24 protein-coding genes are annotated in these 15,421 nt (G+C 38.4%); all 24 read right to left on the bottom strand.

Translation table 11 applies throughout. The features are described 5' to 3' along the window. Positions 1-17: 17 nt before the first annotated feature. Positions 18-947: a phage tail tube protein gene (locus EGS71_RS18750; RefSeq protein WP_000094284.1), complete on the bottom strand. Its 930-nt coding sequence runs from the start codon at positions 945-947 to the stop codon at positions 18-20. Positions 948-1,052: 105 nt separating this feature from the next. Beyond that, positions 1,053-1,265 carry a hypothetical protein gene (locus tag EGS71_RS18745; RefSeq protein WP_025464877.1) on the bottom strand — a complete coding sequence of 71 codons (213 nt, stop codon included), beginning with the start codon at positions 1,263-1,265 and terminating at the stop codon, positions 1,053-1,055. 1 nt (position 1,266) lies between these two features. After that, complete coding sequence (locus EGS71_RS18740) at positions 1,267-1,665, bottom strand: phage tail terminator-like protein (RefSeq protein ID WP_001251841.1); 399 nt, start codon at positions 1,663-1,665, stop codon at positions 1,267-1,269. Between the two features lies 1 nt (position 1,666). After that, on the bottom strand, positions 1,667-2,035 hold the full coding sequence (locus EGS71_RS18735; RefSeq protein ID WP_002011283.1) for a hypothetical protein: 369 nt from the start codon (positions 2,033-2,035) through the stop codon (positions 1,667-1,669). Next, the gene (locus EGS71_RS18730) at positions 2,001-2,414 is read right to left on the bottom strand and encodes a hypothetical protein (protein ID WP_000626003.1); all 414 of its coding nucleotides are present in this window, start codon (positions 2,412-2,414) and stop codon (positions 2,001-2,003) included. Before EGS71_RS18730 ends, EGS71_RS18735 begins: the two co-directional genes overlap by 35 nt. A 67-nt stretch (positions 2,415-2,481) precedes the next feature. Then, positions 2,482-3,225 (bottom strand): PP2C family protein-serine/threonine phosphatase, encoded by a 744-nt coding sequence (locus EGS71_RS18725; protein ID WP_000891860.1) that lies wholly within the window; start codon positions 3,223-3,225, stop codon positions 2,482-2,484. Continuing rightward, complete coding sequence (locus tag EGS71_RS18720) at positions 3,218-3,976, bottom strand: serine/threonine protein kinase (protein WP_000961023.1); 759 nt, start codon at positions 3,974-3,976, stop codon at positions 3,218-3,220. The genes EGS71_RS18725 and EGS71_RS18720 overlap by 8 nt, the downstream gene beginning before the upstream one ends. 211 nt (positions 3,977-4,187) lie before the next feature. Then, on the bottom strand, positions 4,188-4,604 hold the full coding sequence (locus EGS71_RS18715; protein ID WP_002011315.1) for a hypothetical protein: 417 nt from the start codon (positions 4,602-4,604) through the stop codon (positions 4,188-4,190). Further along, a complete protein-coding gene (locus tag EGS71_RS18710) occupies positions 4,561-4,950 on the bottom strand; it encodes a hypothetical protein (RefSeq protein ID WP_000008494.1) in 390 nt (129 codons plus the stop codon). Before EGS71_RS18710 ends, EGS71_RS18715 begins: the two co-directional genes overlap by 44 nt. A 4-nt stretch (positions 4,951-4,954) precedes the next feature. Then, positions 4,955-5,620, bottom strand: a complete 666-nt coding sequence (locus EGS71_RS18705) for an Ish1 domain-containing protein (protein WP_000692546.1) — start codon at positions 5,618-5,620, stop codon at positions 4,955-4,957. A gap of 66 nt (positions 5,621-5,686) precedes the next feature. Then, positions 5,687-6,643 (bottom strand): major capsid protein, encoded by a 957-nt coding sequence (locus tag EGS71_RS18700; protein WP_000214189.1) that lies wholly within the window; start codon positions 6,641-6,643, stop codon positions 5,687-5,689. 27 nt (positions 6,644-6,670) lie between these two features. After that, positions 6,671-7,438 carry a DUF6651 domain-containing protein gene (locus EGS71_RS18695; protein ID WP_000770059.1) on the bottom strand — a complete coding sequence of 256 codons (768 nt, stop codon included), beginning with the start codon at positions 7,436-7,438 and terminating at the stop codon, positions 6,671-6,673. Between the two features lie 113 nt (positions 7,439-7,551). Continuing rightward, positions 7,552-7,866, bottom strand: coding sequence for a Gp49 family protein (locus tag EGS71_RS18690; protein ID WP_000159203.1), 315 nt, complete (start codon positions 7,864-7,866; stop codon positions 7,552-7,554). Positions 7,867-7,918: 52 nt separating this feature from the next. Continuing rightward, positions 7,919-8,134: a hypothetical protein gene (locus EGS71_RS18685; protein ID WP_001290160.1), complete on the bottom strand. Its 216-nt coding sequence runs from the start codon at positions 8,132-8,134 to the stop codon at positions 7,919-7,921. A 15-nt stretch (positions 8,135-8,149) separates the two neighbouring features. Then, complete coding sequence (locus tag EGS71_RS18680) at positions 8,150-8,392, bottom strand: hypothetical protein (protein ID WP_000004361.1); 243 nt, start codon at positions 8,390-8,392, stop codon at positions 8,150-8,152. A gap of 98 nt (positions 8,393-8,490) precedes the next feature. Further along, a complete protein-coding gene (locus tag EGS71_RS18675) occupies positions 8,491-8,919 on the bottom strand; it encodes a hypothetical protein (RefSeq protein ID WP_000965231.1) in 429 nt (142 codons plus the stop codon). Between the two features lie 8 nt (positions 8,920-8,927). Beyond that, positions 8,928-10,031, bottom strand: a complete 1,104-nt coding sequence (locus EGS71_RS18670; RefSeq protein WP_000179751.1) for a minor capsid protein — start codon at positions 10,029-10,031, stop codon at positions 8,928-8,930. Between the two features lies 1 nt (position 10,032). Continuing rightward, on the bottom strand, positions 10,033-11,484 hold the full coding sequence (locus EGS71_RS18665; RefSeq protein WP_001286359.1) for a DUF4055 domain-containing protein: 1,452 nt from the start codon (positions 11,482-11,484) through the stop codon (positions 10,033-10,035). Continuing rightward, the gene (terL, locus tag EGS71_RS18660) at positions 11,481-12,908 is read right to left on the bottom strand and encodes a phage terminase large subunit (protein ID WP_000102068.1); all 1,428 of its coding nucleotides are present in this window, start codon (positions 12,906-12,908) and stop codon (positions 11,481-11,483) included. Before terL ends, EGS71_RS18665 begins: the two co-directional genes overlap by 4 nt. Next, entirely contained in the window at positions 12,898-13,368 is a 471-nt protein-coding gene (locus EGS71_RS18655) for a DUF2280 domain-containing protein (RefSeq protein WP_000212566.1), read from the bottom strand. The genes terL and EGS71_RS18655 overlap by 11 nt, the downstream gene beginning before the upstream one ends. A 58-nt stretch (positions 13,369-13,426) precedes the next feature. Further along, positions 13,427-14,068, bottom strand: coding sequence for a putative metallopeptidase (locus EGS71_RS18650; protein ID WP_000372119.1), 642 nt, complete (start codon positions 14,066-14,068; stop codon positions 13,427-13,429). Beyond that, a complete protein-coding gene (locus tag EGS71_RS18645; protein ID WP_000341077.1) occupies positions 14,037-14,504 on the bottom strand; it encodes a hypothetical protein in 468 nt (155 codons plus the stop codon). The genes EGS71_RS18650 and EGS71_RS18645 overlap by 32 nt, the downstream gene beginning before the upstream one ends. A gap of 52 nt (positions 14,505-14,556) precedes the next feature. Continuing rightward, the gene (locus tag EGS71_RS18640; RefSeq protein WP_001115721.1) at positions 14,557-14,835 is read right to left on the bottom strand and encodes a hypothetical protein; all 279 of its coding nucleotides are present in this window, start codon (positions 14,833-14,835) and stop codon (positions 14,557-14,559) included. 354 nt (positions 14,836-15,189) lie between these two features. Continuing rightward, positions 15,190-15,408 carry a hypothetical protein gene (locus tag EGS71_RS18635; protein WP_001017697.1) on the bottom strand — a complete coding sequence of 73 codons (219 nt, stop codon included), beginning with the start codon at positions 15,406-15,408 and terminating at the stop codon, positions 15,190-15,192. Positions 15,409-15,421 lie beyond the last annotated feature (13 nt).

The following is a 15,421-nucleotide window of genomic DNA, read 5'->3' as shown; positions in this document are numbered from 1 at the left end:
AAGCTGCCAAATCAGTATTAAGGTGTAACTGGCGCAATCACACGAGTAATAACTGGCGATACGCGAATATGGTTGTAGTTGATGTCGACTGTGATGGTGTCTTCTCCACCGCCATCAGGGTGATTAGCTTCAGCCACTTCTAATTGTGGGAACTGGAATGCATAACCATTACCTGCATCATCTTCAATAGAGAATTCTAGCGGCATGGTGTCACGGGTTTTAATGAAGTCGATATATGCTGCCGATTGAGCCGAGAACATGTATTGAGTGTTGACGGTGATATCAACAATCTTCTCGAGATAAGTCGTTGCAGTGAGCTTTTTAGAGCCAATACAACGGATTGCTTCCATATTGTTGTTAATAGTCAATTCAAGAGACTGCATACAAGCAGTACCGACAACTGTTTCACCATTAACTTTAAGATCACCAACATTAAGCGCTGAAACAAGGACTAATTCAGGTACTGGTAAAGGCGAAGTAACAGGGTTTGTAGTAGTGCGCTCAAACAGAGTGCCCATCAAACCAAATGTGGCGGTGATTTTGCCAGTAGTGGCAATAGACATCGTAGCTTCATTTATACGTACACCGCGGTAAATAAATACCTGGTTAATATCTTCAAATACTTTGACGAAGGTAAATGTCTTTCGCACATTACCGCCAAAGTTAAGAACATCACTGGCCCAGTTATTCATTGCAACTGCCGACCAGAAGTCATCAAACAAGCCAATAGATAATTCAACTTCTAAAGAACCTGTGATTTCTGCTTCGGTAGCCATGCCACCTTGACGGAATCGCGAATCGACCACACTGTTTGATGATTCAGTGGTGACGTTTTCAGTTAAGCCATCAGTAACTCGGCGTACGGTTTTCCAAACTGGTGTAGTTGGTAATACTTCGGGGGTTTGTTCCTCTGCATAATAGAGGCGAATCTTTGCACCACTCGACATGGCTTTTACTCCTTATAGGCATAAAAAAACCACCTCGAAAGGTGGTTACAAAATTAGGAACATAAAAAAACCGCTCATGGGCGGTTATTTCTTTAAAATTTTAAATTAATCATCTAGATCGACACTTACTCCAGTAACTACATTATGTTTAGTTCCGCCAAGACTACTAACATCGGCTAAACGTATATTCACATCAGAAACACATAGTTTATTAGCTAATTGCCATTTATTCAGCTCTTCAACCATTACACTTGCCAAGTGTCGTTCCAGTTCTTGCCGTTTAATTTCAATTTCTTCTTGCGTAAGCATGCAGGACATATCAATTCACCCTATAACCAATAGTCACATTATACTGAATGAAGTCAGCATCTTTTCCGGTATAAACGGATTGTCCATTCAAACACTCTAAATGTTCGACTGAGAAATATTCAAAATGTGCCAGCAATGCATCACTAAGTTCTGTTACTTCCCTGTCTCCAGTATTAGGACGGGCAAAACATTGAATTAAGATATTCCCAGTACGGCGTGTACACGGCTTATTTCCTAGTCCAGCAATAAAACTTGGTCCTCCCGTAATGGTTAAACGACACCACACACCTTTTGTTGGTACCGTAAAACCTGGTGCATTTGGATACTGGATTCTATCTTGAGAAATCCCTGTAAAACTCATCATTCGGTCCACGATAGCTTGTCTAGCTTGCTCTAAAGTCATTGCCATTTTAGCCACCGTACTTTTGAGTAATATAAGTAAACGTTGTGCTATAAATGCCCTGCGGTGCTTGATCGGACCAACCGTTTTCTAAACGCTCAGCATATGGCTGGTTGTTTTGAATATAGATCAAACTCCCCAACTTAAACTTAACAGCTTGAATCGCGGCATCTTGCGCAGCATTTGTAGAAGGTTCTCTTACCCCATAGTCGCCAGATCCAACAGAAACAATGTGAGAAGCCCGATAAGCTCCAGTATCAACTGGACTGGAAACGACAAGTGATTGCACTGTATCCATAGTGATTTTCTTTACATGCTCATCTGCCTGTTTCTCAACTTCAAAACTAAAGCTGCTCGGCCTTGCTCCCTTCCACCCCATGTTTTTTAACCTCACTTGCTTCGAACATTTCAAAAAGGTCTTGAGCTATCGCTTGAATTGAATACGCTTCAAACTCAACACTCGGATCGCGCTCACCCATTCGCCGTTTCACAAACTGCCAAACATGAACTGCTTCATGTAAAAGTAGTCCATAAACTTGAATTTGATCTTTATCTGATGTATCTCCAATTTGGACAATTGCATAAGCACCATCAGAAAAAGTACTAACTTGTGCATCCGATCCCATATCCAAAAATTGATCAGCTTTGCCCATATCTTCAAATAACAAATCCATGTGAAGCTGATTTCTAGCAAGTGCATATTTGACATGTTGAAACGGTGAAATGTACCACTCAGGAACATAATCTGTACTTATCATCTAGACTCCTAAATTGCACCCATAAAAAAACCACCCGAAGGTGGTTTTTTGAAAATTAAAACTATATTTAAGTAATAATTTTAAATTTAGTAGAAATTAAAGAATAATCATCAACAGGACCATTTTTTTCTATACGTTTAAGCAAACTGGTACTAAAGGCTGTTGGGTTATTCATAGTATTCAAGGAAAATTTTGGTCTTTTTTCCCAGAATTCATAAGCTCCGTCAGACATAATATTTACTATTAAATTTCCTTGCTCATCAATTAAATCTTTCATCATATGAAATGAATATTGATATTCTAAATTAATACTCTTTGATAAGGCCGTCACCAGTATGTTTTTACCTGGCATTTTTTTTAACTGACGCTCTGTATATAGTCCAGCCTCTAATAACTTTTGATGTTGTGTATGGTCTTTTGTATGACAAATTAATTTCTGTTCAGATTTTATATAAAGTCTGCTATCACCAACATGAATGATATGCACACCACTTTTCTCAACTACTCCAACTGTTAAAGTTGTCGCTGCCTGAAAATATTCAGGGTTAATTAATTCAAGCTCACTTATTTTATTTTTAATTTTTAATAATAAATGATCTATTTCAATCTCTGTAGGTATTTTTTCTATTTTAGAAATAAATTCAATTGCTAATTCTGAAGCCAATTTTGCACCAGGATATGAGCCAACACCATCAGCAATAGCAAAAATATATCCTCCATTTAGCTTCAATGGGAGAAGAATAGAGTCTTCATTTATTTTATTTGAAGATTTAGAGTGCGTGAAAGCAGCTACATTAGTTAGTTCAAGCATTCATCCCCTCCTCATAAATTGGTAAAAATATTTTCAATATTTGATTAACTGATTGGTATCTGTCAGAAGGTACATGTGCTCTACACTTATTAATAATAGGAGCTAACTTTCGAGTTAGTTCTTCATCTAAATAGCACATATACTCTAAGAATGTACCAATAGCATAGATATCTGATTGATCACTAAAATGCCCAAAAACTGCTTCAGGAGCAAGGAAACCCGGTGTACCCATTCCTTGACCAATAGCAGTCAATGGTGTTGTCTCTGGGCTAGAAACTGTATCTTTAACTAAACCAAAGTCAGCAATTTTATATTTATCACCAACTTTTACCATGTTTGACGGCTTAATGTCTCTATGTAAAAGTTTTTGTTGATGGATATGACTCATTCCTAAAAGTAAATCTAAAATACATTTTAATCTTTCTTTTTTGGGAAATTTGCCATTAATTATTAACTTTTCTACATCTATTTCGCCTAATTCCATTACAAACCAAGGCTCTACACTTTCTAGATCACAAATATAAATTTGAACAATATTTGGATGACTACATTTAGCTTGTAGATGCCCTTCTCTAACAAACCTTCTCCTAAAAGATTCTATTTCTCTTGCATTTGACTTCATTGTCTTCATTGCAAATAAGCCACATAGATGGTCTTTCTGATTATAAACTTCAACTTTTTGTACAAAACCGAAAGACCCTCCCCCCATATCTTCTATAGGTATAATTTTATAACTACCTCTTACTAACATTTATTTTCCCAAACCGTTTTTACATAATTATAAAATAACGGTTATTGATTAAAACATTCAATAGATGTTTTAAAAAATATCTTTATTTTGAAGATGTATTATTTAATTAAACAGAGAGAAAAAAATTTTGAAAAATAAACAAGAAGTGAAGTTTTAAAATTTTATATTTCAATGGTACTTAAATTCTAAAAAATAGTTATTCAAAAGAGATTTATTTCACCCATCGCAACTGACATTTCCAAATTGTCGCAGCTGGATCTTGTTGAATGTGAATAACTCGAAATGAGCCTAAAGCTGTTAGCCATTCATCATCAATCTTTGGCTCTTTTGTAACTTCATTTTGAAGCACTGTAGCTTTCTTATCGGTGGCCAGTACTCCAAGTGTTTGGATCTCATATTGACTGTATGAACCGAACAGAACACCACGCCCTTCATAATGTTCAACAACTTCTTCTGAAGTATTTGTTTTAGGGTTCCAGTTGGAACTAACAACCCTGTCACATGTAAAGGTATGAACGGCGTCCGCTAAATCATCATTAAATGCTTCGGTAATATCTGCCTGAATTTCGTCACGTAAGCCCATATCATGCCCTGTAAAGTGGTATGCCAAAGCCATTAAAACTTGCATTTGGATCTTTCAAATCAAGTGAATCAATAAAATCAATTGCAATCTGTTCAAAGCTAGAAATTGCTTCAGATCCATCTTGGTATTCTTTTTCTGACTCAACAGAATCAGCTTTAACTTTCTTACGCTTCAACTGCTGGTCTTTGCCGTTATAAATTACTTTGGCCAGAATTCCTTTGATGATTTCACAAGCCGCGTCCTTAAGAAGTGGATCAATAGGATCTGGTACAAAACCTATTCTGTTTTTCATCCAAACATTAGCCAGCTTTACCAGACGAGCTTTATCACTGTCTGGTGCAAAATCGCTGCCCAAAATTGAATTTGCGTCATCTACAGTAATAAAGCTCATTGCATTATTCCTTCGGGATTAATTTAAGGAGTTCTGCTTTTGTTGCAGAAGGCTTGTAGCCAATGTTCTTACTAGCCAAATACTCTTTTAATTGATCATTTGACCAGTTTTCAAAATCATTAGCTGCCGTTTCTGTAGCTGGGTTTTCTGCCGATTTTCCAGCTTCCAATTCAACAATACGTGCTTGCATTGCGGGAATATCGTTTTTAAAAGCTTCAAATTCAGTTTTTATACCGACCACTTGAGCTTCAGCATCTTTGAGAGCTTTATCTGCTAAGACTGCTGCATCTTTTAATCGTGAATTCTCAGATAACAACTCTGACTGGTTACCACCAGCCTGCTCTAAGATGGCAATTTTTTGCTTAAGCTGAGTGTTTTCTTCGACGACCTTTTCACATTCTGCTTTTGCATCATCAATCACAGCTTGAAGTTCAGGGGTGACTCCTACCTCGACATTTACCGTGGCCAAAGTCATTTTTTGTGGCTCTTCCAACTTACGAACTTCAACTGGAACTTCTAAAGATTCGTAATCCTTTTGAATCTTTGGATAATTACCGTAAATAATTACCTCTTTTGCTTTCAGATTTGGGGTTTCATAATAGTCAGGGTTAGCAATAATGCCCGTCTCTAATGCAGCCAGTGCTGCAATGCGTGTATAGATAATCTTCATGGCGCTTTTCTCTTAATAATAAAAAAGAGGGCTTATTAGCCCTCTTACGGTTTTAATTTTTAGGTTTTAACCAGTTGTCGCTGTACCTGATAAATCAAGTAAGGTACCTGCTGTCATTTTGTTGCTGGTTGCATATTTAATCCAGTTAGCACTTGAACCAAGTAATGTAAGATCAGGATTTTCACCTTTCGATGTATCCCAACTATAACCAAGAATATCTAGGTTAAATGCACCTTCAGCACGCATACCGATTGCTAAGTTTTCTTCATCATTGATGTCATAAGCTCGGAAGCCCGGTACTTGTGATTCAGTTACTGTTACAGCACCATACTGCAAGCCAAAAGCATCGTTATCACCTACAGCATCCGTCACCAATACCGGCTTTCCTAAGGTTCCTGGTAAACCACCATAGATAACGATTTCAGATTCACCGTAAATTTGCTTAGTGATAGCATCATCGACAATATCGAAATATGTATCTGAGTTCATCACCCATAAGCCAATTCGGCCAAACTTATCACCAAACTTTCGCATACCACGAGTTAATGCTTTGCGGCCATCAACAACGATACTTCCTTTCGCAACCATATCGGGATTACTAGAAATAGCAGCTTTTAAAGAAGCTAAACTGTACTCTAATCGGCCTGCAACCAATGCATCTGCAAGATCGTAACCAACAACCATAGCAAATTCTTCTGGTGTACGAGCACGGCGCTTAAATGCCTCTTCAGTTGATGCATAAGGACCATATTTATATGGAATTTTTACACCTACAGACTCACCTGCACCGATTTTTTCCGGAGTTACTTTTGCATTGGAGTTCACATCGCGATGTTTAATGCTACCACCAACTTTGTAGAATGCATTTTTATTGAAGTCACCTTGAATGATTTCATTACGATAAATAATCGCACCATTGGAAGCTTCATTAAAAACATTCAAATTGTCTTGTAATCGTTCTAAATAGGCTGTTTGAGCCAGTTGGTTGTAGATGATCATGTCGGAATTAACTGTTGTAGTCATAACTACTTATCTCCAAATATTTAATGATTAGTTCGGTAGTTTTAGGAAGGCATCATTGCCATGTTCTTTGATGTAATCTGCTTTCTGAGAAACAGACATTTCACTGCGTTTCATTCCTGCAGGCGCTCCACCTTTGCCCCCACCTTGAAAACCGCCACCAGTTCCTTTACCACCTTTAAGAATTAAGTCTTTATGCTGGTATCCACCAACCAATGACTCTAAAGCTTCATCAACATTTGCAAGTTCACCCGGACGTACACGCGAATAAATCTTTTCGCCGTTCGGATCATATGCAACCACCTTGCCCTCTTCGATTTTGAAGTGATGGCCAAAGGTTGCCTGAACCATATCCACAGGTACTGCAATGTTGTCTTGAATGTACTTAGAACGAGCAAAACCACCGCCGATAAGTTCTTTATGTAAAGAGGCCTCTAGAGCATCACGTTGCTCAACAATCGGAGCATATTTTTCTTCAACTGCCTTGATAGCTTCAGCTTTCACTTTCTCAACTTCACCGGCATCCACCAGCTTTTTATCATCGAGATTTTGGATTGTTTGTAATGCCTTTTTAGCTGCCGCTGGGTCTTCAATTCCTTCAAAAGCTTTTAATGCTTTTTCGGCTGCTTCTTTGGCTTCACGATGTGTTTTAGTTTCATTGTTTAAGCGTGCAATTGTTGCTACCGAGTGTGGTGCATCATGTGGCATTTCTTTGCCGTCATCATGAATATAGATCGGCTTATCGCCGTCTACTTCTGCATAAACTTTACCGTCGATCGTTACTGTTTTAAGTTTCATTGGTCATCCAACCTATATACACAAATGGGCATCCGCCCGGATTCACCGTCCACATCCGCTTCCGGCAGACATTAAAAAAGCGCCCCTAAGGACGCTTTATTTCGATTAAAAACTTAGAAGTTTGTGGCAAATAAACGATAGCCTTCGAGTTCCCAAAGTTTATTTTCGGCTGACTTTTCTGCATTGCTTCGAGCTATACGCTCACCAATTTCAGCATCAAAGTTTTCAGCATTCACACATGCACTAAAACCCGAAGCTAGAAAAAACTTTCCATCTAAAAATGCATGAACAAAAGTAGATGTTGTGACTCCGGGACATTGCTCAACCGTGTAAGTAACACGCTCCATTAATGCATCAATTTGAGATTTAGTTACTCGAGGTGCCTCGGACTTTTCAACTAACTCTTGCTCTGTTACGTCTTTGGTCATTTTCTTCTCACAAAAAAAGCACCCGAAGGTGCTATTGAATTAATAAATTGGTTTAATTAGAAATTGAGGTTTTAACTGTCACACCAGTTAGAAAGTGTTTTTCTGAACCACCCAAACAAGTGGCGCTAGAAAAATTTGCATAAACATCTTGTACATTTACGCCTGTATCTTTTTCAAATTTACTGATCAATTCAGCAAGTTGAAATGTTAGGGTTCTTTCTAACTCTTCTTTTCTTTTTACATATTCAGCAACAGATATTTCTGACATTTTTACCACCTTTCGCTACGTTTCCTTTGCACCCCAAACCTTTTGTCTAGGTTCATCACCAACTAAGCGGATGCCTTGAGGACCACCTACATCAAATGTTGCCGTGATAGTCGCTGGACCCTCAAAAACACTACAATTCATTTTTACAGCGGTTAATCCAGCTAATGGAATACCTGTTTCCTCGTCACAAAGAGCAAGATGAGAAGATTTATCTGAAACTCTTTTAAGTACCAAATGTCTAACTTTTGATTCACTCATAAACCAAACTCCATAAATGACAAAAGCGCCATTTGGGCGCTTATATAGGTGAAAATTGTGTCTTAAGTGAGTTTAGAATTACCTGTAATCGGCAATAATTACTCACAGTTAAATCCAGTTCCAACAAGGTCTTTTTTCAAATTTGAAACGAGATTTTGTTGTTCCTGCTGTTGTCCACTAAGATAATTTTTATCTAGAGTCTCTGCACCATCAATAGATTTATAAAGCTCTTTAGATTCCTCTAAATTGTCTTTTAAAAACGTGGTGAGGTTTAGTTTCGCCTGGGCAGCTCTACATAAATTATTTTTAGCTTCTAAACCTTGAGTAGCCTGTTTTACTTGACCAGTTGCAGGATCAAAAGAATATGCATTTGCCATTGCTGACTCCAAAGCTTCAGACAATCGATCATATTCTTTAAGATATTTTTGACTTGGTTCAGCTAAACAAGTGATGGAAATTAGGGTTAGACATACAAAAGCTATTGTTTTCATATTGTATAAATTCTGATGTTTTAAAAAATATAACATAAGAAAAATTACAGACCCAACTTTTTAAAAGCTTTTTCATCCAACTTTCTCAAATCATCTAAGCTATAGAAACGGCCTTCAGGATCAAAGAACTTATCAAAATCAAATTTCCCATCTTTATAGAGCTTAAAGCGCTTTGGCCCTAGCCACTCCCTTTGAAAGAAATCATCTGTTTTCTTAAAGAACTCTTTGAATGTGGTGTTTGCATCTAACTGTCCTATTAACTGGCTTCGCTCTTCTTTGGGGATGTCTTTAACTCTACGTTCGTCCATTACAAATGGCCGTTCGCCAACAAGTTGACCGTCCTTCTCGACCGGAACCAAGATACTGCGACAGTTAGGATGTAACGGCGGCACTCGCTTTGCCGGATCATTTATTTCCCACACTGAACCATCTAATGAAGCGCAAAGCTTAGAAGTTCGTCCATCTAAAACGCTAACAAATCGGACATATTCAAAGCCAATTTGGTTGAAGCTATTTAGATAGGCTTGATTAGCTACATGACTTCGCACAGTTCTTACCGTTCGCTCAATATCAGTTTTGGTACCATTTAAGATCCCATCTTCATAGTTAAGCCGTTTGGTACCACGAATACGCTGAACAATTTCTTGGTTAGTTTTGCCTGAATTAATACCATCTCGAATTGCATACTCAACCTTTTGACGGGCACTTTCAGCAATTCTTGAAAGCAGATCATCGACAAGAGCGCCACCTGCCAACGGAACTTTTTTAGCGGATAAGAATAGTTTTTCCCCATCAGGCTTATTAATTTTTGCTCCATAGAGCTTAGCTACGTAATTGGCCTCATAAACAGCCAGCGCCGTAGCAGAAACGGCAAAAGCTTCAGGTAATGCTAAATTAACACTGGCAAACCATTGGGCAATCAAATCCCTAATTTCCCTTAAATTTGAAGTTGTATATTTACCACCAGCTAAAGCAACTTTCTCCGACTCATTAAGCTCATCCAATAAATCCCGAAGCTTAGATAGCATCTTGCTCGTATCATCATTGAATAAAGCCAATAACTCATTTACCGTTTTTGATGAAGCACGATAAAGATAGGCCTGGTGCTGAGTGAGTGCTTCAAATAGTTTTTTGATATCTGTTGCCATCTCACTCTACCTTTTGATTTAAAGTCCCATCTTGCTCTGCTTCAACATTCTGAAGCTCTTCTTCATATTTTTGTTTAGGGAACATACCTGTTTGGTTGTATTCCCACCAAGATTTAAATGAAGAACGGCCTTGTAAAGCTGCCTCATATAATTGTCGAGCTAGTTCAGCTTGATACCCTTGTTTATTAAATTCCTGACTGATTTCGAACATCAAATCATCTTTAGTTAGAACATCCACATTAGGCGTTACAAACTTAGCAGCCCATCGTAATGCTGCTGACAAGGCTTCATTCATATTGACTACACAAAGCGAAAGAACGGAATGTTGAACGGCGTCATCACTATTTGCCTCTGTAGCAGTCTTTTTGCTTCCAGAACCCTTCTCGATTAAACGTGCCCCCATCTCCTTCATTTTTTCCCACTTATCTTTCATCGCTTCCCGGGCAAGAGTATTAGGGTCGGCTTGAACAATTCCTAATCCACCATTTTCAGGTAAAGGCAAAAGTACTTTCGCACCAATGTATATGCCACGTTTTTTGGCTTGGTCGTACCATTCCCATGTAACACCCTTTGCAAAGTATTGAGGTTGCCCCATATAAAAAACGGACTCTTGAAAGTCCGCACTGTCTCTGTAATGGGCTAAATTGAGATTAGCCAAAGGAAGTAATGGAGGCTTTTTAATCTCTTCTGAATTATCAATTGCACCTACAAATGTAAAAGGTATATAAGTCCAGAAATTCCCGTTGTAATCTGTTGGAAACTTCTTATCTCCGCCAACCCAGTTACCCTTTTCACCCTTTGTATACACCTGAACGGAATAAATATATTCCCCATTACCCTCTTGCTCTAAACGAAGTACACGATATTGCTCTTGTTCGGTTTTACTAAATCCATCAGCACCGCGCTCAGACCTAAATTCACGGATAACTACGAGACAAAGTTTTTTCTGGTTATCGACCATTACTGAATCCCAATTCACTACATCTATGGCATTCAATAAATGAATCATTGGATAGGCTTTTTGCGCTTTAAATTCCGCTAGATTACGAGCTGGTGGCACATCGGGATAATCTACATATAAAGCACAACGATAATGCTTCAATAAATGGCGAATTCCATTTTGAGCCAATTGATAAGTACTTAAACCAGCACCATTTGCATTACGTTCTAAATGAGCAAGTTCCGGAGGAAATTTAAAACTTGGATCGGTTGCAAAAGCTGCACCAACTAAACTATTTGATGTAGTCCCTGTTACTTCATAAAAGACTGCACGGGTAAGATAAGCCTCATAAGCGCTTTTATTTGCAGGTGATTTATCATGTGCATTTGGCATCGGCAAATATTTTTCACCTTTAGCCTTAACTGCATCTTCACCTTCACAAACATCATCAAGTTTTTGCCAGTATGGCAAGTTCTTAACATATTCAGCATGTTGAAAAGTTACATCACTCATCGAGCAAATCCCATATCAGCGAAGAAGGTTTCAAATCCTTCATGTAATTCATTAAACGCATCTGAAGCTGCATCCACTTGGTCGTCATGTGTACCGTTAGGAAAATGACGAAGCTCATCAATAAAATCCTTATTCCATTCACCTTTGAGCATTCGTACATTTCCCACGTTAACTTGGGCCGCAAATGGTTGTGCCCGTGTAAGCTTGTCACCTGAAATTGGCTTAGCTATCACGCTATAACCCGCAAGAAGCTTCACAAATGAACTAGCTTGCGATTTACCAGCTTGACCGGGATCTTGTGGTAGACGCACAGAAACTTTTTTCCCATCTATTTTTGCTGTTTGTTCTAAGCGCTTATTCACATTGTCAGGTCCAAGCTGTCCTCTAGTTACATCGACAATGTAAGTAAAACCATCTGCGCCTAGAGCTTCTCGCACACCTACTGTAAAGTCGCCCTCATTTTCGGTAGCCCCAAAATCCCAAGCCCTAACTTGTTTCAATACATCCGCAGGCAAAGCATCAACAATTTGAATATTGTCGGGCTTAAAAAAACCGCCTGCTGGCGGTGATGGCATTTGTCGGTACTGCCCGGCAAATACATATGGTGCTGCTTGCTCCATTAGCCTCAATTTTTGGATATTGTGTTTTGCTGGCCACAGTGCGGATCCGTCTTCCTGAATAGCTGAAAGACATAGATGCTCCCACACTTCACCGTTACCACCAGCTACAGGAACGCCGTCTTTTCTATCACCTAGCAACCATCCAGCTAAATCATCTTCATGAAGTCGCTGCATAATCACAATGATCGGCGTATCTGGCGAGTTAGTACGCGATTCGAGTGTGTTCTGAAACCAATCAATTACCCCTTCTCGAATTGTTTTAGAAGAAGCTTCATGCGCTTTGTGTGGGTCATCGATAATGATGCATCCACCAAACCCATCACGAAGTTTACCTGCGCCAAAACCAGTAATCGTACCGCCTGTACCAGTCGCATAGCAGACACCGCCTTGAGAAGTTCTCCAGAAGTCTTTAGCCTTACTATCATCACGCAATGTAAGATCAGGAAAGACCTTTTTATACGCCTCCTCTTGTACGAGTGTTCGAATCTGGAAGGCGTTATTTGCGGCAAGCATTGCCGAGTAACTGATATGAATAAACTCACAGTCAGGCTTCTTTCCAAAACACCAAGCCATAAAATTAATTACAGCAATTTCAGTTTTAGAATATCGTGGTGGAACGTTAATAATTAACCGCTTTATCTCTCCGCGATAAACTTTCATCAAAGCTTCACAGATTTCTAAGTGGTGCCAGTTCTGCATCCATTTATAACCACGGCGCTCCTTAAACATGTACCTTGTGAAGAAATATAAATCTTCTTGCGCCTCGATTCGGATGGCTTTATCCCGAGCCGCATCAGTACTCATCTAAGACTTCCCTCCGCGCTTTTAAGTAATCTTCCATTGGAACTGGAATTTCTGAATTAACTGTTTGGACTGGTCCGCCGTCTTTGCCTGTAATTTCTTGGCGATTAGTAAATTGACCACCAATATCTTTAGCGGCTTGTTCAAGAATTTTTAAGGCTGTTTTGACGTTTCTAGTCTTCTCAAGCTGTCTTTGGTATTGCTTCAGTCGGTAATACTTGTTAGCAATAGGAATATCAATTAAGCCTTTATCAAACTCATCTCTGGTTTTTTCAAATAGTTCGACATACTTTTTGCTTAAGTTCTTACCAGCAACTTTTGTAGGGTCATAAGTTGCAACTTGAACACGATCTATATCAACGCCAAACTCTTGTTTTACGAGTTCAGCCACTTCTTGAGGTGTATCACGACAAGCAAGAGACTGAACTATAAAGATTTTCACAGGCTCTTTTAGTGTCGCCATAACTTCCTCATCGTATAACTACGTATAACAAAATGGGCAAAAAAAAGAGCCATTAGGCTCAATTGATTACACAGTTTCCGCAGCATTTTGAAATATCAAGATTCGAAACAAACGGCGGATTTTTTGCGACTTCAATAAGTCGCTTAACATTTTTGCTTGGTCCATAACGTTTAACTACGCCAATAAACTCTTCAACGTCATGACCTGCAAGATAGTGCTTAGGAAGACCAGAACTATCGCTATAAACAATTTCTCCGTCCTCGTCTCTCATCACTCCAATGTGGTAAAGCTCATGTTCAAGTAAGTAACAGAACTCTGTATCGTTTGCACGCTCACAGAAAGAAGCGTCGACAGTTATTAAGTATGTTGGCACAAAGCCGAACCAGTCTCGCATCTGTTGCTCTTGTCGAGCTTTACGCCATCCACCAACATTGAACATGACTTTTTCGCACTGGCCCAACACCATAGCTTGCTTGCTTTTATATGCAGAAGAGGCCCACGCGAATGCTAAAAATTCTTCATTATCGTGAAGCAGCTCAGCTATGTGATCATGATCGGGGTTATAAAGAGGTCCACCAATAGTTAAGTAATTAGCAACTACCCAGTTTTTTAAATCAGGCGCAGGTACTATGCGTATCGCTTCCTCTTCATCTGCTTGGTCTATAAAATCAGTTGGAGGAAATGGTCTGATCTGATCCATTAAATATTTGCCTCTTTAAATTTTTAAGCCATTGGCTAGCGAAATGAGCTTGGATCTGCAATGGACCAGATTCATTAATCTTAAATCTTGGTACTGCCTCTAACCGAACAACGGTATATCCCATTGATTCAGCAACATCGTAACGGTCCATACTCCACGCCTTTGTTGCCAGCTTACCCTTTCGACCACCAGACCAAGGACCGCCAGCAATTTCAACTAAAATACGATGTTCAATTAAATGAAAATCAAAACGCCAATGCTTTGTTGATTTAAACTGGAATTTCTTTTCGTATTTAATTTCCAGATTATCTAAAGCATGTGTAAATTCTTCTTCAGCTTCTAAGTACTTTTGAGTAGCTTTAGGCAATGGTCTACTTTTGGGTTTTGTTTTAGGTTCTTTTTTTCTTGTAAGCCAGAAGTATTCTTTATCATCCATATTTCACCCATAAAAAAACCACTGCAAAAGTGGTTTTTATTACTATCATTTTTTAATCAAAATCTTTGTAGGCTGTAACCTCCATACTGTTTAACAAATCAAACCAATTATCTAGTAATGCAATCAAGTCTTCCTTGCTACTTGTTACTCCAATAATCTTTTGAAGATGGTATTCATCCTTTTCATCTACTGAATTAATATCTGTAACAAATCCAGCATCTTTAAGTTGTTGTCTCACAGTATTGGTGTCGTTACAGTCTAGGCAGATAATTTCAAAGTCATTTTCATTGATAAACTTCAATTTATACCCTGTCTTTCTTTCGAATGGCATATTTTCACCAATTAAATTAGTTAATGTTTATTTATTATACTAATTCATAGGTTAATTATAAAATTTATTTTATTTTTCAAATACTTAGTTCTCAATAGTAAATTATTTACTATCGAGAACTAAATCATCAAATTAATAAAATAAAAAGCCCCGCCAATAACTAGTATGTAGCGGGGCCATTTGCGCCGTAATCCGTCCGGCAAGAAAACTCGCAAAGCGTCCTAAGCGAGTGGGGTTTTAAAATCAAAAAACCCGCTTCTAAAAAAGAAACGGGTCACAAAAACAAAAACTTTCAGCGCAGTATTTGTGATACATCATACAAATTAGAATATGTATTTACAATATACTTTATGCTTATTTTTTAGGTGCTCTCAAAATATCCAAAACTCGCTCAGACATTTCGTGCAAGTTGGATCCTATTGGAAGCCAAAAATGATAATTGATGTTGTCGCGGTTAAAAACTTGCTTGTAGTACTCAGTTTTAAAAGATAGGTCGATATCAGAAGCTTTAAGCAATCTACCTTCTTTTTCTATCTTTTGCCCATCAAGTTCACCACCAACACAGATATTCATTTTACTTACCAGT

It is taken from the genome of Acinetobacter sp. FDAARGOS_559 (assembly GCF_003940475.1).
In the GTDB taxonomy this organism is placed as follows: domain Bacteria; phylum Pseudomonadota; class Gammaproteobacteria; order Pseudomonadales; family Moraxellaceae; genus Acinetobacter; species Acinetobacter baumannii.
Note: the sequence above shows the minus strand (reverse complement) of the source record. Positions and strands in the feature narration are given on the sequence as shown.